Origin of the sequence: Chondrinema litorale, from assembly GCF_026250525.1 — a bacterium.
Classification (GTDB): Bacteria; Bacteroidota; Bacteroidia; order Cytophagales; family Flammeovirgaceae; genus Chondrinema; species Chondrinema litorale.
In genome coordinates, this window is record NZ_CP111048.1 from 198,926 (window position 1) to 218,407 (window position 19,482).

Consider the following 19,482-nt stretch of genomic DNA (forward strand, 5'->3'; position numbering starts at 1 on the left):
AGATAAAAGTACAAGATTTTGATTATCAGTAAAATATACCTATTAAAAATTGTTAATATCAAAAATCTCTAGTTTATTTTAGCATTTTACCGCGAGTTTGAAAATGATATTATTAACAAAGTACATGCGATTGATGAGAAGAGTATTAGGGCTGTTATTTTTTATAGGATATATCTACAGCGTTTCAGCACAAGAAAAAACAGATGTTTTAATTATTGGAGGTGGTGCCGGAGGAACTTCAGCAGCGATTCAGGCAGCGAGAATGGGCACCCAAGTAACGGTGATCGAGCGCACTCCTTGGTTGGGTGGTATGCTAACTTCAGCAGGTGTATCTGCCATTGATGGCAACCACCAAATGCCTTCGGGTTTTTGGGGTGAGTTTAGACAAAAGTTATATGATTATTACGGAGGAGCGAGTGCCCTTTCTACTGGTTGGGTAAGCCATACTTTGTTCGAGCCATCTGTGGCGAATAACATTCTTAAAGAGCTGGCAAACATTCCGAATTTAACCATTCATTATAATGCGAATTACTCTACCATTAAGCAAGAAAATGGTTTATGGCAAGTAACATACAATTTGGATGGTAAAGCGCAAACGGTAACCGCAAACATCTTAATCGATGCCACCGAAACTGGTGAGCTGTTACCGATTGTTGGAGCAGATTATAGATTGGGGATGGATGCCCGAGCTGAAACTGGTGAGACAGAAGCACCAGAAAAAGCAAATTCTATCATTCAAGATTTAACTTATGTAGCCATTTTAAAAGATGTTGGCGAAGTAAAAAGCAAAAAAGGTTTGGTTAAGAAACCGAAAGATTACGATAGCAAAAACTACGAATGTGCTTGTGATTTAAAAGGAGATGCCATGTTTAATTCCGTTTCTGAATGTTCAAAAATGCTGAGTTATGGCAAATTACCCAATAACAAATACATGATTAACTGGCCTAACTGTGGCAACGATTTTTACTTTGAGTGGGACGGTTTGTCTCCAGCAGAATTAGAGGTAAAAGTGCAGGAAGCTAAGAATTTCACATTGGGTTTTGTGTATTATATCCAGAACGAATTGGGCTTTAAAAACCTTCGATTAGAAAATGAATTTGCCACTAAAGATGCATTGCCTTTTATCCCTTATCACAGAGAGGGGAGAAGAGTAAAGGGCAAGGTTTTTCTTACAGCCAATCATTTAGAAGCACCTTATAAATACAACCTATCCAAAACAGGTGTGGCAGTGGGAGACTATCCGATAGATCACCACCATGCGAAAAAGCCTGATGCTCCCAAGATTGAATTTATCCATATTAGAGTGCCTAGTTACAATATTCCCTTAGGTAGTTTGATTCCCGAGAAGATTGAAAACTTTTTGGTAGCAGAGAAAAATATCAGTGTTTCTAACATTGTAAATGGCACTAGCAGATTGCAGCCGGTTGTATTGGGAATTGGGCAGGCATCGGGAGCCATTGCAGCTACTGCCATAAAGAAGCAAGTACCTACTTCTCAAGTTTCAATTAGAGAAGTACAGAATGCATTGTTAGATTATAAGGCTTATATAATGCCGCTAATTGATGTTTCTGCATCAGACAAAGCTTTTGCTTCTATGCAGCGAATTGCTGCTACACATATCTTAAAGGCAGAAGGTGTACCTTACAAATGGGCAAACGAGACTTGGTTTTATCCAGACAGAATAGTATCTGAATATGAATTAAAAACAGGATTGCTAGCCTATTATCCTGAACTTGAAAACATACCAGCTTCTGGTAAAGGGATTACTTTTCCATTTATCGCAAGTATCTTAAAGCAATTATATACTGAGATTAATGAGCAGAGAATTAAAGCAGCGTGGAAAAAATGGAATATCGACCAAGAGTATTCATCTACCACAGTTTTAAACAGAAGAACAGTTAGCATCATTATCGATCAGATCTTAAACCCTTTTGCTTTAGAAGTTGATTTTCAGGGAGATTTGGTAAGGTACTGAATTAATATAACCCAGCTTTAAAGGCTGGGTTTGGTTTTTATGAGCAACATTTTGGCGGTGTAGTGCAGCAGGCATTTATATCGAAGCTCTTGTATATTTATATTATAAAATAATATCCCAGCCTAATTCATTTTTAAGAAAGTTTCTTTGTGTTTCATCATATTGTATTTTCTTGATCAAATTAAGAGCACCATCTGGAATATCTTTTAAATGTTGTTTTGCTGAATTATAAAGTTTGTAATTACTATCAGAATAGTATTTGTTATCTCTAATAAAATCATAATAGAAAAAATAGTTTTCTACAATATCATTTTTCTCAATAATCCTTTTGAGGACTAACTCAAGAATTTCGTCTAATTCTTTTTTATCTAAGGGGTTTATCCAGTAAAATAATTTAGAAATTCCAATTTTAGTTTTCTTGTCTGCGGTCTTAAATAAAATAACAAGTTTATCAATTATTTTTTTCGTACCGATGGCTTTGATACTCGGATTTATGAAAATACGATTAAAACCAGGATCTCTATAATTTATAGCAACTTCCAATAATTTATTGATAAGCATATCAGGAATTTGATCATAATAATACATTAGATCACCAACAAATTCTTGTTTATGTTTTGTATTAAGACAATCAATTAATTGTTTTTGCAAGTCATAATTAATAATTGGATATTCCTTTTTAAATGTTCTTAATACCTCAATATCTCTTCCATATTCAGGTTCATGAAAGTTGTCTATATTAATGTATTCTTGAAAAAATTTATCTATCGAAGTCATATACATAAACTTTGCTATAAGATAAGTAGAGTCCAGTCAATCTATTTTGGGAGAAGTTATACTGCTCTTGCAAGTCAACTTTAATTCTTGATGGTGACCAATTTTAAAGTAAACCTAATCTTTTGAGCTTTTCCATCTCTATAGGTAAAAGGTAATGATCAAAATGGAATTCATTTTCTAATTCCCAATAATCTATATTAAATTCTGTAGCTAGTATATTGGTGATGAGCGAGCCTCCTAAAGAATAATGTGGCAAGTATTCTTTTAGCTGTGTTGAATAATAAAATATAGCTTCCTCATCATCATATAATTTTCTAGTACTGAGCAATTCCTTTTCAAAATCCGAAAAATCGTTTCCAAAAATTAAAAAATCATCAGAGCCATCATTTCCTTCAAAAGATTTTCTAAAGTTAGATGCTTTAATCAACCTGTAATAATATCCTGCAATGTTTGAGTTTGTCCAAAATGAAAGTATGCTTGATTCTGGATCGAGCTTACAAATTTGTAGCTCTAGTTCGGATAAGTTTTGGCTAGTGATGTTAGCATCAAACCAACTCGAATTTTGCAAAACACCAATGAGAATAATGTCTTCCTTTCTGCCAAATAAATACCCTAGCCCTTTAGTAAACTTTATATGATTGGAGAATAGTTGAAGTGGTAATTGAAAATGCTTATGAATCTCTTCGTAACTTTTCGCTGAGATTATTTCAGATTTTATCAATAAGAAATTAACCTTATCCATTTTATAAAATTTTAACTGGTCTATTGATGCGATTCTTGCTACCGTACATTGGTAAAAGTAGTATTGTGTTTTTCACATACAAGCTTTTGTAGAAGTGATTCCTTTTAAACGGATGTGATCTTTCTGTTTAAAGTGTACCAGCCTCTGGCCAATTTCTCCAATTGTTATTTGCTTTTTTCTTTGGTTTCCAGTCAGTAGTGTCTTTAGAGACTAGAACTTTAGCAATTAATTGAAATGTTTCTAAGTCACTTGGGTTAGGGTCATCATAGTCTATGCACTTTTCATGGTGCCATGCATCTAATTGCATTATAAGAGGAATATCATCAGGCAACATTTGACGAAGTTCAATTTCATTTGCACGAAATAACAATGGATTCATTTCATCTAAATACCGAGTTAATGAAGCAAAGTCTATTAACTTTTGTGGGTTATTATACTCCGATATTTTGATTCCCATTGATTGATATTTTGAATAATCTTGTTCAATATAAAGTTCTTGGCCTCTAATTGAGATTTTAGATGCCTTAGGTGAAACGCGCTCAAAACCTTCCTCGATTTCAGCTAGTTGTTCACCTGTGACTAGATAAACCCATTTAGTATTGGAAGTGTGTTTTGAGTCTTTATTAAGTATACAATTACCACAAAAGTCGAGTATTATTTCTATGTGACCACTTCGATTTCCGAAACCACTTTTCTCAAATACAATTGCCCAACGTTTATCATCAGCAAATAAATTAATCCGACAACCAGATGTATAGAAATAACCATCTTCAAGATCAAAAAATAAATCATAAAGTTCATTTGTGTCAAGGTCTCTTAATATTTCCTCTTCAGTGTAGGTTGCCATAATGCTTAGTAAAAGATAACAAGTATATAAACTTTACTAAAGGATAAGTAATAATAAACCAGTAAAAATCAAATTTACTAGTCCATTTTTGGCCTCTACTATTTACCATTCAAATAATAAAAACTACATTTAAGGTAAATATTTTTTGCACCTAATCGATATAAAAACTACATTTAAGGTAAATAATAGTTTTATGAGCAAGCATCACTTAGGAGAATTTGAAGAAGTTGTCATGTTAACCGTAGCCATTTTGCAAGGAAAGGCCTATGGAATTGCCATAATCGATGAGTTGGAAAATCGCCTAAATCGCAAGGTGAGTATTGGTGCATTACAAACCGTATTGAGAAGATTAGAAAAAAAAGGTTATCTCTCTTCTGAATTTGGCGAAGCCACACAAGAAAGAGGGGGAAAGAGAAAGCGATATTTTCAGGTGACCAATTTTGGTATGCAAGTGTTGCAAGAAACCAAAGAGCAACGTATCAATTTATGGAACGCTGTGCCAAAAATATCTTTCAATAATTGATAAAATGAAAGAGAAAAACTCACCACCGAAGTACATGCTGCGGTTTTTCCGCTGGTTTTGTCATCCAGATTATTTGGAAGACATTGAGGGTGATTTGCTCGAAAGATTTGACCACAATGCCAAAGAAATAAACTACAAAACAGCCAAAAGAGAATTTATAAGGGATATTCTAAAATTACTAAGACCTGAGATTATCAAGCCTGTAGAAGGTACTTATCAACTAAATTTTTATGGAATGTTTAAGAATTATTTAAAAATCAGTTGGAGAAACATCGCCAAAAACAAAGTTTTTTCTCTTATCAATATTTCAGGTTTATCTCTCGGGCTTACCTGTAGTATTTTAATTGCGCTTTGGGTTCAAAATGAATATCAGATTGATAATTTCCACGAAGATTTAGACCAGATTTATAAGGTTACTAGTTGCGAATATTCTGGCAAAGAGGTGAATGGCAGTTACGATACTCCCGGGCGATTGGCCGAAGAGCTCAAAAAAGTAATTCCGGATGTAGAGTTGGCTTGCGGTTATTCTTGGATTAGTTGGTATACGTTTTCAGTAGAAGATAAGAAAATGAAAGTTCCCGGCACTTTTGCAGGCGAAGATTTCTTTAAGATATTCTCATATCCATTTCTGATTGGCTCACCAGAAGAAGCACTCAAAACCCCAGAAAGCATAGCCATTTCCAGAAAAATGGCGAATAACTTTTTCGGAAGTCCAGAGCAAGCAATGGGGGAATCTATCAATTTTAATAATGAAACCGAGCTAAAAATTTCTGGTGTATTCGAAGATATTACTGACAAGAGCTCAGAAAAATTTCAATACATTATTAGTTGGGAGTTTTTTGTAGCGCAAAACAAATGGTTAGAAAAATGGGGAAATTCTGGTCCAAGTACATTTGTAAAACTACAAGCAGAAAGTGATGCAGATCAAGTAAGCAAAAAGATTCAGCATTTCATAAAAAATTATGATGAAGGTTACTCAGATAACGATCGACTAGAACTCGGCCTTCAACCTTATAAAGATCAGTATTTATACAGCAATTTTGACAATGGGAAAATTGCAGGTGGCAGAATTGAATATGTAAAAATGTTTGAGATTGTGGCTGTTTTCATCCTACTTATTGCCTGTATAAACTTTATGAATTTGAGCACAGCCAGATCGGTAAAAAGAGCCAAAGAAATTGGTGTGAGAAAAGTGATTGGTGCAGTGAGAATTTCTCTAATTGGCCAGTTTATTATTGAGGCATTATTGTTTACTTTAATAGCCATTGTTTTATCATTGGTGCTGCTGTTCTTGCTCTTGCCGGCATTTAATTTACTTACCAGCAAGCATATTGTTTTTCCTGCAACAGATACATCATTCTGGTTGGGCATCTTCATTTTAACTTTAGTAACTGGTATTATTTCGGGTGCTTATCCTGCCTTTTTGCTATCGTCTTTTAAGCCCATTGCGGTTATTAAAAACAATGTAAAAACAGGCAAAACATCAGGCTTATTTAGAAAAGGTTTGGTAGTATTTCAGTTTGCTTTGTCTATGATTTTTATTGTGGGAATGATTGTAATTAGCAAACAGGTAGATTATATCAAAACCAAAAATCTGGGCTATCAAAAAAACAATCTTGTCTATTTGCCTAACACAGGTGAAATGGCCAGAAACTTCGATTATTTTAAAGCAGAGGCCTTAAAAATTCCTGGTGTAGAGCATATAACACGTATGTCTAGCCGTCCGATGGAAATAGATAATACCACTGCCGCGGTTGATTGGGAAGGCAAAGATCCGGCAGAAAGACCCACTTTTACGCAAGCAACCATTGGTTACGATTTTATTGAGACGATGCAATCTACCATGTTGTATGGTCGAGAGTTTTCTGAGGGTTTCGCTGACTCTGCTAGTTATATTATTAATGAAACGGCTCTAAAAACCATTGGCTATAAAGACCCGATTGGCATGCCGCTTACTTTTTGGGAGGTGAAAGGTACCATTGTAGGAGTGGTTAAAGATTTCCATTTTAAGTCTTTGCACGATCCTATAAAACCATTGGTGTTAAGGCTTACTCATAAGAGAAGTCGAGGTTATGCGCTCATCAGAATAGAGTCAGATAAAATGCAAGAAGCATTAGAAAATTTGGAAATACTACACGAAAAAGTGAATCCGGAGTTTCCTTTTGCTCATCAATTTGCAGACGAAGAATACGGCTATTTGTACAGAAGCGAGCAAGTAGTTGCTAGACTTTCCAGATATTTTGCCTTTTTAGCGATCTTTATTTCATGTCTTGGTTTGTTGGGTTTGGTCATTTTTATGGCAGAACAAAGAGTAAAAGAAATTGGCATCAGAAAGGTATTGGGGGCAAAGGTTACGCAGATAATTGCCTTGTTGTCTAAGGATTTTATGAAGTTGATAGGCATCGCCATTGTGATTGCTTCACCCATTGCCTATTACGTGATGAAAGAGTGGCTGCAAGGTTTTGAGTATCATGTTAAAATACAATGGTGGATGTTTGTAATTGCAGCTTCAGGTGCAGTACTCATCGCTTTGATAACCATTAGCTATCAATCTATCAAAACTGCATTGATGAATCCAGTAAAGAGTTTGCGCTCAGAATAAAAAATGATATGAATAAGCATCGACCAGATAAACCGCCAAATCTGCTGCTTAAACTGCTCCGATGGTTTTGCCATCCGGATTATCTGGAAGATATTGAGGGCGATTTACTCGAAAGGTTTGATAGAAATGTAATTGAAAAAGGAGTAAAAGCTGCTCGAATAAAATATACAAAAGATGTTTTGTTGCTCTTTAGACCGGGATTAATGAGTCCGTTTGAAGGGAGCAATCATTTAAATTACTATGGTATGTTTAAAACGCATTTGAAAATTACTTTTAGAAATATGTTGAGGAGAAAGGTATTTTCTTTCTTTAATATTTCTGGCTTGGGCTTAGGGCTAGCTTGTGTTTTAGGCATTTATATGTGGGTTTCACATGAGCTGAGTTTCGATAAATTTCATAAAAAGGCAGATCAAATTTATCAGGTAGAAATACTCATGAATGGCTGGGAACCAAGTGTTGTGACACCAGCACCTTTGGCAGAATCGCTCACTGCTGAATATCCCGAAATTGTAAATGCTACCAAGTATGATTTTATGGGAGATGGTGTTTTGTTACATGCTGATGAGAAGAACTTTATGCAGCAAGGAGCCAAAACAGATCGAGCTTTTTTCGAGATGTTTAATTTCGAATTTGCAGAAGGTGATGCCAGTAATCTTAATAGTAAAAGCATCATTCTTACAGAAGCTACAAGTAAGAAGTTTTTTGGCTACACAAGTGCTCTAGGCGAATTGGTTACGCTTAATAATAATGAAACTTATACAGTTTCAGGGATTTTGAAAGACCTACCAGAAAACTCATCTTTCCAATTCGATTTTATTATTCCTTTTGAAGTGAATGCCAAGCAAGATGTAAATCATGCTTGGGGAGCTTGGTTTTGTGCTACCTTTATTCAGTTGCAAGCCAATACAAACCCCGATGAATTACTTAATAAAACCAATGCTTTTAAATCTTTCTACGATAAGATTAATAAAACCAGATGGTCCTCGGCTTTAATTCCGCTTGCAGAGGTACATTTTAACAAACACATGACTCCATTCTTTTCGAATGGTGGAGATATTAAATACATATGGATTTTCTCCATTGCAGGAGTTTTAATTTTTGTCTTAACCTGCATGAATTATGTAAGCCTCACCACATCAAGATTCACGCTTCATTACAAACAGGTTGGATTAGAAAAAGTACTTGGCGCTAACTTAAATAACATCGTACAAAAGTATTTAACAGAGTCTTTAGTTTACAGTGTTTTAGCGATCTTGTTGGCTGGTATTTTACTGTATTTCTTTAGAGCAAATTTCTTTATGGGAGATGAAAAAGCAATCTTCACTTTGCTAAATGAATACAGTGCTATTTCGGTTTTTGTAGGTTTAACCTTAGCCATGCTTTTTCTCACGACTGTTTTACCAGTAATGATGTTTAAATCGGTAAAACCTATATCTCTTTTGCAAAAGAGAATTTCGGCAAATACAAATGGAGTTTCTGTACGAAAGTCTTTAGTAATTTTTCAGTTCTGCATAAGCATTTGTATGATAACAGGTACTTTCATTTTGCAAGATCAATTGGAATTTATCCAACATAAAAATCTGGGATATGTAAAAGAAAACCTGCTTTCACTTAAACTAAATAAAGAAACCGAGCAAAATTTAGCAGTTTTGCAAAATGAGTTATCTCAATATGCAGACATCAAAAACATCTCTCGCTCTACCTTCGAATACATTTATTTTGACTCTAAAATATCGGAATGGGATGGGAAAAATAGGGAAGATGATTTAACAATTAGACCGATGACTGCCGATAGTAGTTTTTCAAAAACCTTTGGAATTAAACTACAAGCAGGTCGTTTTTTTGATGGCCGCAGCACAGATGATCAGTCTTTGGTAATTAACCAAAAAGCGGCTGACGAAATGGGCATGCAATCTCCAATTGGCAAAAAGGTAAAACTCCCTTGGAATAAAGAACCGATAGAAATTATTGGTGTAGTAGATAACTTTAATTATTGGGGATTAACTAGCCCGATTGAACCAGTTTTTATCTTAAATGGCAGTTCTGGTAATTTGTATATTAGAATTAGTAACCACCAGAAAGTCAATACTTTATCATTTATTGAGAAGACCTTTAGAAAAATAAATCCCGGTTATCCTGTAGAATATACTTTTATGTCTGAGCGATTTAATCAGCAGCATATTTACCACCAGCGAACCGGAAAGCTTTTTAGTTATTTTGGCATTATCTCAATCATCATTTCTTGCCTCAGTTTATTGGCAATGATCTTATTTACCACCGAACAAAGAACCAAAGAAATTGGCATCAGAAAAGTGAATGGAGCTACTGTTGGCAACATCATACATTTACTCAGCAAAGATTTTCTACTATATGTATGCATCGCATTTGTATTGGCGATTCCAATAGTTTGGTTCACAATGGACAAATGGCTGCAAATATTTTCTTACAGAATTGATATTTCGGTTAGCCATTTTCTAATAGGTGGTGTGTTGGCTATTTCAGCAGCATTTTTAACGATCATTTTTCAAACAGTTAAAGCTGCACTTACGAACCCAATTGAATCTTTAAGAAATGAATAAAATGAGAACCAGCAGTAATTCGAAACAACCACCCAGATGGATACTCAGTTTTTTCCATTGGTATTGCCACCCATTTTATGTGGAAGATTTAGAAGGTGATTTAATGGAGCGATATGAGAGAAATATGCATGAAAAAGGGGAAAAAAATGCGAATTGGCGATTTTTTAGAGATGTACTACAATTATTCAGACCAGGTATTATCAAGCCGATAGAAGGCTCTTATCAACTAAACTTTTATGGTATGTTTAAAAATTTTTTAAAGTCAGGATGGAGAAGTTTTATCAAGTACAAAACAAATTCGTTGATCAATGTTTTTGGTTTGTCAATAGGTATTTGTGCGGTAATTATGCTTTATCTGATTATAGATTATGAAAATTCATTTGATAAGTTTAATGCTGATTATGAAGAAATTTACCGAGTAGGTACCAAAACGAAAGAAGGCGATCATTCAGATATGATTGTTACTCCGCTTACGCCTACTTTAATGGAAGAGTATCCGGAAATTATTAGCAGCACAAGGTTTAATTCTTGGTCAGATATGTTTTTGTATGATGAGGGCAGGGCTTCTGATCTTGTCTTTCATCTGGTTGATTCGGGCTTCTTCTCCGTCTTTACTTTTGAGCAAGTACATGGAGATTTAAACTCGGCTTTAGATGGCCCTAACAAGTTGGTTTTAACAGAAAGCATGGCTGAGAAAATGTTTGGTTACGATAATCCTGTTGGCAAAGTCTTAACCATGAAAGAAATGGGCTATGAGGTAACTGTTACCGCTGTTGTAAAAGACCCACCAAAAAATTCTTCCATCCAATTTAAATCACTTTTATCTTGGCCGGCAAGTCCGAGCCCAATGGATGAAGACCAAATGGGCAATTGGTATAACACTTTTATGACTGGCTATGTTCGAGTAGCTAAAGGGACAAATATTAAAGATTTAGAGTCTAAAACTGAAGCAGTTACTAAGAAACACTTCTTAGCAGATAGGCAAAACGAGTTTGTTACCTTTTTCTCAATGGAAGAAGAGCATGCGAGAAACACCGAAAACGATAGAACATTGAGTATTCTGTCTATTATTACTATTGCCATTTTGGTAATTTCTTGTGTAAACCTAGTCAATCTTTCTGTAAGTCAATGGCTTACCAGATCAAGAGAAGTGGGAGTTAGAAAAGTGTTGGGTTCTTTAAAAAGCCAATTAATCTTTCAGTTTTTGGTAGAAGGTTTAATATCGACAGTGGTTTCTGTGGTTCTGGCATTAATTGGTGTTTATATTTTCGCTCCGTATGTAAATGAATTTTACGATCTGGATATCCAATATAACATTATTCAAAATGCTTCCGCAATACTGTTTATCATTGGTATTTGTGTAATGATCGGGCTTATCTCAAGTTTTGTAACATCACTTTTACTAACCAATGTGCATGTAATTAAATCTCTTAAAGAAAATATAAGGTGGAGCGGAGCAGGGCAATGGTTACAAAAGAGCTTATTGGTGTTTCAGTTTACGGTTTCTCTAATTTTTATTGCTGGTACACTGGTAATTACAAAGCAAATTTCATTTATGAAATCTTATGATCTAAAGTTTAATATGGATCATATAGTGGTAATGAATGTCTATTCTAATTTGTTTGAGAATCCAGAAAAAGCTTCTCAAAGAGTTTTAATGTTAAGAGAAGAATTAGTGAAAGAAGAAGCGATTGAAAGCGTATCATTAAGCCAAAATATGCCGGGCAAATATTGGGATTCTTACAACTGGTATGCAAACAGCGATTCGATGGGCCCAGATGGCATTCAGCTAAAACAAATCGTTGTAGATCAAAATTATTTTAGTTTATTAGACATTGCAATTGCTCATGGTAGAAACTTTTCAGATTCGATTAAGTCTGACGAAACAGCAATTATTATAAATGAAACTGCTTTTGAGAAATTAGGTTGGAAAGACCTCAACGATAAGTATTTATCTGAAGGTGGAGACAATCAAAAATATCCAGTAGTAGGAGTGGTAGAAGATTACCACTATCGATCGCTCAAAGAATCTATCGAACCACTAATACATTATTATAGTCCAAAGAGTACCAGTAAGCTACTGGTAAAACTGAAAGCTGGTAGAATAGGAGATGGCTTACAAATTCTGGAAGATTCTTGGGCATCTTTGGGTGCATACGAACCATTTGAATATGTTTTTGTAGATGAAGAATTTAACGAATTATATAAAACTCAAGAGCGACTAGAAATGACAGCTTCACTTTTTTCTGGCATTGCAGTAGTATTGGCACTTTTAGGTTTGTTTAGTATTACTTCTTTTATGTTGCAAAGAAGAAAAAAAGAAGTTGGGGTAAGAAAAGTATTAGGCGCTACATTTATGCAAATTATTGTGCTTCTTTCTAAGCGGTTTGTCTTATTGGTGGTGTTAGCCTTTACCTTGGCAACACCAGTAATTTATTTAATGGCAGATGAGTTTTTATCTGAATTTACTTATAAAATGGAGTTAACTCCTGTAATATTTATGGTCTCAGGAGTTGGAGTACTTTTATTATCTATACTTGTAGTTGGTTGGCAATCGATAAATGCGGCACACAATAACCCTGTGGATTCTTTGAAAAGCGAGTAAAATATTATGATTGAAAAAATTTTAAAGCCAGATAATTAATCTGGCTTTTTTGTTAAACATTAATTCTCAATTTTCGATTAATAGTATGAACCGATAAACCTTGATACTATGAGAATACTGTTTAGAACGATACTAATAATAAGCCTAGGCATACTTGCCATTGCAGCTTGCCAACCTAACACAAATAGGCCAGTAGAAGAAGTTGTAAACGAAGATGAATTTATAACAGGTAAAGTTAAAGAAGTAAAAAATGGCAAAGATGGATATACAGCAAAACTGCTTACGAATAGTGATGAGGTTTATTATGCAACTATAAGTATTCCCAATCTACATGAAAATGCTTATCAATATAAGATTCTTGAAGTAGGAGATAAGGTTTCAGTAAAAGGTGAGATTTGGGAAAATGGAGGTCAAAAATATATTACTGTAAGAGAATTAAAATGATTAAAAATCCGAAAAGAAATTGTTGATAGCTTTTCGGATTTTTTTTATTTAATAGCTTTTAAAACTTCGTCTATTTTTACATTAATCTCTTCTAAACCTGCCAAGTAATAAGGTGTATCTCCTTGATGATCTTTTAACTTTTCTCGAAAATTTCTGATTGTAGTTTTTAGTTCTTCTAAAGAAAATAGCTCTAGAGAAGTTTGAAACCAATGCACAGCAAATGATACTTTTTCTTCTGATTGATTTTCAACAGCTTCTGCAATTAAATTTCTAAATTCTTCAGTATCAGATTTTAACTGGTTGATAATGGCTGTTTTAAAACTTTCATTACCATCTGCCATTTCTTCTAATTTCTCAAAAGAGATAATATTTTCATTATTGATAACTGGCTGGTTACTTTCTGTTTGGCTGTCAATAATAGTATTTTCTGTTTCAATAACTTCAGAAGAACCTATTAATGGATAAGATGCCTTTCTACTAAGTTTTTTAATTTTTAAGTATAACTCATTCGGATTAAAAGGCTTGGTTATATATTCATTAAAACCAGTTTGCACCACTTTTTCTTTCACTTTAATCATCACAGAAGCAGTTAATGCGATAATGGGTATTGTACTGATATTTTCATCTGGATGCTGCCTAATTCTTTTGGTTGCTTCATAGCCATCCATTTCAGGCATTTGTAAATCCATTAAGATAATGTCAAACTCTTCTTGTTCAATTTTTTCTAAAGCAATTAAACCATTATCTGCAAAAGTGATATTTGTGTTCCATTTCCCTAAAAACTCGCTGGCAACTAACTGGTTTACAGCATTATCTTCAACCACTAAAATTCTAATACCTCCTAAATCTTTTTCTTCATGTGTAAAAACCAATGTGCTTTTATGGGAAGCTAGAGCATTTTGAGGTTTTTTAAACCTAAGTGTAAAGCTAAATTTACTGCCCTTGCCTTCTTCGCTTTCTACAGAAACCTCACTGCCTTGTAATTCTACTAGGTTTTTCACGATGGATAAACCAAGACCAGAGCCACCGAATTTTCTGGTAATTTCTCCATTAGCCTGAGAGAATCGCTCAAAAATCATTTCCATTTTGTGTTTCGGAATGCCAATTCCTGAATCCTCGATGGTGAAATTAATATCTATATTAAAGTCTGTTTCTTGTAAAACTTCAACTTCTACAGAAACAAAACCTTCTTCGGTGAATTTTAAAGCATTTCCAACAAGGTTGATTAGAATTTGACTTAATCTGGTAGGATCTCCTAATACGAGTGTTGGAATATCATTATCGTATTTGATCTTCAGCTTAATATTTTTCTCCTCTGCCTTAATTTTGAGGGCATGTTTAATACCGTTGAGCAGCTCAAACAGATCAAAATCGATTTCTTCGAAAGAGATCATTCCAGATTCAATTTTATTGATGTCTAGAATGTCATTAATAAGAGAAAGCAAGTTTTCAGCAGAGAATTTCAGTGTTTTAATTTTTTCGACTTGATGTTGTTGAGGATTATCTTGCATGAGCAAATGAGACATGCCAATTACCGCATTCATAGGTGTTCTAATCTCGTGGCTCATAGTAGAAAGAAACTGCTCTTTAGCAATAGAAGCTTCTTCTGCTTTCTTTTTGGCTTCGATTAGTTTTTCTTCGTTTTGCAATCTTCCAAAAGTAGAGCCAGCCCAGTTTGCCAACATTTTAATAAACTGGATATCATATTTAGAAAAACCTTCTCTTTTAGGTTCAGGAGACGAAAAATTGATAGTTCCATAAACCTTTCCATTTACATAAACTGGTGAGCTTATATAAGATTCTAGTTTAAAAGCATCGTAGCAAGGGTGAGAAGAATATTTAGAATTTTTTACATAAGATATAGCTACTGTGTTATATGTCTTCATCACAACGCTACAAAAAGTCTGGCCTAAAGGGAATATAGTTCCGGGATCAATCGCAAAATTAGGATCATCAGAGTGGAAGTATATTACCTCATAATCTTCATCATTAATTTTGCTTATTATGCCCAATGGAAGTTGTAAATAATCACAAACTTTTTGTAGAGCAATTTGAATTTGTTCATCATAGCTCAAATCGATATTAGAAGCTATTTCGTTCAGAAATTCTAGTCCTCTTTGGTAATAGTGAATATCGTTTTCTGCCTTCTTGCGCTCTGTTATATCTTGAATTGAACCTTGAATAAATATGTTGTCATCATCAACAATAATTTTCCCAGCTATTTCAACATATTTTAATTCTCCACTTGTGGTAAAAATTGAATGCTCTAGTCTATCTATTTTTAGTAAGTTAGTTTGGTACTCATCAATTTTGCTATAATCAATATTTCCTATTCTGTCTCTTACAATTTCTTTAGCTTTAGGAGGGAGTAAATCTAAAACTTTGCTTATTGTAATCTTTTCACCAATGGGTACTTCGTATATTCTGTAGGTTTCGTCAGACCACTCTATTTCGCCAGATTTAATATTTAAGCTCCAAGTACCAAAATTGGTAATTTTTCCAGCTTCATTAAATACCTGCATTCTCTCTTCGGCTTTTTTAAGAATGCTATCGTATTGATTTATTTTGTTTTTAAAATCTTCGTGTTCTTTCTCAAAATTTAAAATTTTAATAGTACTCTCCGTAAGATCAGTATTACAGCCAATCATTCTTAGTGGAGAGCCTTTTTCATCTTTACTAATAATTTTTCCTTTGCTTTGTATCCATTTAATAGAGCCATCTTTACAAAAAAATCTAGCAATACATGAGAATGGGACTTTTTCACTGCTTACCATATGCTCTTCAAAAGCTTTAGAAAGCTTAGAGTGATCATCTGGATGTATAATTTCTCTGAGGTCTGAGGTTTTGTTGGGTAAATCACCTTTGTTATAACCTAATTGCGACAAGTAAGAATCGCTTAAAGTGATAATATCATCTTTAAAATTCCAATCCCAAAATCCGGCATTTGTATTTTCAAGAATAGTATCAATAATCAGTTCCTGTTCTACGGATTTCTCCATCAGTTCCTGAATTTGTTTTTCTGTTGATTTATTGGTCTTATTAGCTTCGCTCATCTTTTCCATAGAGTAAAATTCTATTCTAAGCTCTGTTTTATAAAAAAAACGGAAATGAGAATTGTACATTATTAAGTTTGATGCTTACGTAAAGCTTAATTAAGATATAAAATGGATTTTATTTATACAATGAGTTGCATTGAATGCTTATAAATAATAAATATTAGCTACTAAGCCGATGCCATTAAACATCACTTAATCAGCAATTTTAATTTAAAAAAATAAAATATTATTAATAAATTATAAAATATTGAAGAATTTTATTTTAGTATATCTGAGTTATGCGAACTTATATATAATTGTATTAATTTAATAATGATGAGATCTAAATATCTTTATGAGTAGGGAATTGTAAAAAAAACAAGCAGAGGTATAAACCTCTGCCTGAGTTGGATTTTAATGATTAGATTAAAATTTATTTGATACTATTAACTTGTATTTTTAATTCACCACTTTCCAAGTCAGGTGAAGCGGCCTTAAGAGTAATTACTCCGTTTTCGTTTCCTTTAGTCTGTATTATTACTTGTGCTAAACCATTAAACAATTTACGTTTCCATTGTTTTGCAGGTGTATAAACCTGAATACTCCCTGGTAATTGATTAGGAATATCCCATTCATTCTTCTTTTTGAGAGGAGTTCCAATAACTACAAAAGTGTTTTTGCCTTCTTTCAAGTTAGTTTTTGCAAGCTCAATTTCTGATCTATTATAAGTATCAGAAACTTTCTGAGCAATTAATTTGCCGTTGAGATATACAGCTTGTGAATTGGCTATATTCTGATAAAACCATTTGATATTAGCTTCATCATCTACTGTCTGTTTAATCTCAAATGAGCCAGTATAAACTTTTAGCCCGCTTGTATCTTTAGTAAATACATTGCTAGAAATTTCAGGCATTAAATCGTCTAGCACCTTTTTAGTAAGTGGGAGTTGTTTAACTGGATTGAGGCCAATCACAATATTATCAGCAATAAATTTCTCTTTTTCTAAAGATGTTGGATCGCCATTACCCACACCAATTATTTCTCCCGGACCATCAATTGTAAAGTTAATCTCTGTATTTGCAGTTGGAATCGCATTACCTTTTTTGTCGAGCACTTCTACCGTAACAACAGAAATATCTTTTTTATTAGCAAATAAGTTCGTTTTGTTAGCAGAGAGTTTAAGTGTTTCTGACTGGGTTGTGGTTGTACGTTCTTCAGTAATTATTTTTTTACCGTTTTTGTAACCTACAGCTCTTATTGTTCCTTTTTTGTAAGCTACCTGCCATTCTAAATGCCCATTTTTCTCAATTTTCTTTCTGCCTAGTTTTTTACCATTGAGAGATAATTCTACTTCATCGCAATTACTATAAACCCACACATCAATTAATTCGCCTTCTTTGCCTTCCCAGTTCCAGTGTGGCAAAATATGCAAAACAGGTTCGTCTTGCCACCAAGATTTGAGGTAAAAAACATTGTCTTTAGGAAAACCGCATAAATCCATCATACCAAAGTAAGAGGTAACAGATGGCCATACATAAGGAGTTGGTTCACCGCGATAATCGAAGCCTGTCCAGATGAACATACCTGCTAAGTAATCTCTCTCATCATAATAAGTCCAGCCTCCTTCAATTGAGTACCAATTTTCGCGAGGTGGTTTGTCATAAGCAGCAGCGTAATGCTTTTCATCATCAGTTAAATAAATACCTCTGGTTGCATAGGTAGAACCTTCTTCTGTACCCATTCCCGGTTGATTTGGAAATTTCTTATGCTGCTCTTCAGTATTACCATGAGGTAAATAATTGTATCCCATTGTTTCAATTACAGTAGAAATACCATAGCCCCAACCACCACTAATAGCAGCATTTACAGGTCTGGTAGTATCAAGGGTTTTTACATAATTTTGCATGGTTAAAGCGATCTTAGCACCTTTTTCGCTGCCTTCTATCATCCACTCTTCGTTCCCTATAGACCACAAAATTACTGATGGATGGTTTCTATCCCGGTGGATAAGTCTTTCTACTTCTTTGAGCGTATGGTCGTTTGTTCCCATTAGGCGGTTTTCATCAATTACCACCATGCCTAAGCTGTCGCAAATATCCAGTAAACCGGGAGTAGGAGGGTTGTGTGAACTTCTGTAAGCATTTGAACCAAAAGCTTTTAATTGTTTTACTCTGTAAACTAAAAGTTCGTCTGGAATGGCAACCCCAACACCTGCGTGGTCTTGGTGATTATTTGTACCTTTAAGTTTTACATGTTTTCCATTTAGAAAAAATCCTTTATCGGCATCAAAGAGAATGGTTCGAATACCGAAAGTGGTTTGGTATTCATCTACTACTTTTCCATCAACTATTACCTCAGTGATAAGCTTATGAAGGTAAGGGTCTTCTATCGACCATAAATGCGGATTAGCAACACTTAATTCAGCATCATATTTTCCATCTTTCATTGGTACAAGTGAGCCTCCTTGAGTTTCAACTACAGCTAATTCGTCTCCACTTGCATTTACTACTTTATGCTTAAAAGTAAAAGTCTTAGTTTCTTTTGCTTGGTTAATTACCTCAGTACTTACCTTAATTGTTGCTTTACCTTCTGTAATTTCTGTTCTTACAAAAGTACCATCTTTAGCAATGTGTAACGGATTGGTTTTTCTTAACCATACATGTCGGTAAATTCCTCCACCCTCGTAAAACCAACCTTCTTCTGTAGTTACATCGGCTCTAACGGCAATTACATTTTCTCCACCATAGTTTAGCAGCTCAGTAATATTATGGCTAAAACTTTGGTATCCGCTAGGTTCATTACCAAGGTAAAATCCATTTACCCAAATTTTTGCATCTCTTGAAACTCCTTCAAAGTCAATAAAAATTTGCTTGCCTTCATCAGCTTTATCAATAGAAAAGCTCTTGCGATACCAGCCAACGCTTACATCGGGAAAATTTCTACCAACTGCTTTGTAACCATGACTGTGGCTACCTAAAGAATCGAAAGGTTGTTCTACCACCCAATCGTGTGGCAGGTCTAGTTTTCTCCACGATCTGTCATCAAAATCGGAGGCTGCGGCTCCATCTCCATAACCAGCTTTGGCAAGGTAAGTAAAGTAACTAGTTCCGGTATTAAAATCTTTACTGATATCGGAGGGATGGCCAAAGGCAAATTTCCAATCGGAATCGAATAGTAGTTTTTCTCTGTGTTGATTTTGAGCATTGGCTACTTCAAAAATCAAAGGGAGCAGTATGATTATACCTGCAAAAATTCTCTTCATGTCTCACATTTTTAAATAAATATCCCTTCCCGCTTGAGAAGATTTCTTGAGGTAAATTTATACTACAGAAATTGTGTAAACCAGAATAAAC

General features: G+C 34.3%; 11 protein-coding genes. 6 read left to right on the top strand and 5 right to left on the bottom strand.

The features are described 5' to 3' along the window. The first annotated feature begins 103 nt into the window (after nt 1-103). The gene (locus OQ292_RS28005; RefSeq protein WP_284687396.1) at nt 104-1,975 is read left to right on the top strand and encodes an FAD-dependent oxidoreductase; all 1,872 of its coding nucleotides are present in this window, start codon (nt 104-106) and stop codon (nt 1,973-1,975) included. A gap of 102 nt (nt 1,976-2,077) precedes the next feature. Here OQ292_RS28005 and OQ292_RS28010 read toward each other — a convergent pair whose 3' ends face one another. The 3 genes from OQ292_RS28010 to OQ292_RS28020 form a co-directional block, all read right to left on the bottom strand. Next, nucleotides 2,078-2,752 carry a hypothetical protein gene (locus OQ292_RS28010; RefSeq protein WP_284687397.1) on the bottom strand — a complete coding sequence of 225 codons (675 nt, stop codon included), beginning with the start codon at nt 2,750-2,752 and terminating at the stop codon, nt 2,078-2,080. Between the two features lie 103 nt (nt 2,753-2,855). Next, nucleotides 2,856-3,494 (bottom strand): hypothetical protein, encoded by a 639-nt coding sequence (locus OQ292_RS28015; RefSeq protein ID WP_284687398.1) that lies wholly within the window; start codon nt 3,492-3,494, stop codon nt 2,856-2,858. 127 nt (nt 3,495-3,621) lie between these two features. Beyond that, nucleotides 3,622-4,341 carry a DUF7003 family protein gene (locus OQ292_RS28020; RefSeq protein WP_284687399.1) on the bottom strand — a complete coding sequence of 240 codons (720 nt, stop codon included), beginning with the start codon at nt 4,339-4,341 and terminating at the stop codon, nt 3,622-3,624. A gap of 193 nt (nt 4,342-4,534) precedes the next feature. Between OQ292_RS28020 and OQ292_RS28025 the strand changes: the two genes are divergently transcribed. The 5 genes from OQ292_RS28025 to OQ292_RS28045 all read left to right on the top strand — a co-directional run bounded on the left by OQ292_RS28025 (nt 4,535) and on the right by OQ292_RS28045 (nt 13,094). Beyond that, entirely contained in the window at nt 4,535-4,864 is a 330-nt protein-coding gene (locus tag OQ292_RS28025; protein WP_284687400.1) for a PadR family transcriptional regulator, read from the top strand. A 4-nt stretch (nt 4,865-4,868) separates the two neighbouring features. Then, nucleotides 4,869-7,466, top strand: coding sequence for an ABC transporter permease (locus OQ292_RS28030; RefSeq protein ID WP_284687401.1), 2,598 nt, complete (start codon nt 4,869-4,871; stop codon nt 7,464-7,466). Between the two features lie 8 nt (nt 7,467-7,474). Continuing rightward, the gene (locus tag OQ292_RS28035; protein WP_284687402.1) at nt 7,475-10,045 is read left to right on the top strand and encodes an ABC transporter permease; all 2,571 of its coding nucleotides are present in this window, start codon (nt 7,475-7,477) and stop codon (nt 10,043-10,045) included. 1 nt (nt 10,046) lies between these two features. Further along, complete coding sequence (locus OQ292_RS28040; RefSeq protein WP_284687403.1) at nt 10,047-12,650, top strand: ABC transporter permease; 2,604 nt, start codon at nt 10,047-10,049, stop codon at nt 12,648-12,650. Nucleotides 12,651-12,758: 108 nt separating this feature from the next. Further along, nucleotides 12,759-13,094 (top strand): hypothetical protein, encoded by a 336-nt coding sequence (locus OQ292_RS28045; protein WP_284687404.1) that lies wholly within the window; start codon nt 12,759-12,761, stop codon nt 13,092-13,094. Between the two features lie 44 nt (nt 13,095-13,138). On the opposite strand, the gene OQ292_RS28050 is transcribed toward OQ292_RS28045, so the two are convergent. Together OQ292_RS28050 and galA are read right to left on the bottom strand one after the other, a co-directional pair. Beyond that, nucleotides 13,139-16,156: an ATP-binding protein gene (locus OQ292_RS28050; protein WP_284687405.1), complete on the bottom strand. Its 3,018-nt coding sequence runs from the start codon at nt 16,154-16,156 to the stop codon at nt 13,139-13,141. 406 nt (nt 16,157-16,562) lie between these two features. Beyond that, complete coding sequence (gene galA, locus OQ292_RS28055; RefSeq protein WP_284687406.1) at nt 16,563-19,391, bottom strand: beta-galactosidase GalA; 2,829 nt, start codon at nt 19,389-19,391, stop codon at nt 16,563-16,565. Nucleotides 19,392-19,482 lie beyond the last annotated feature (91 nt).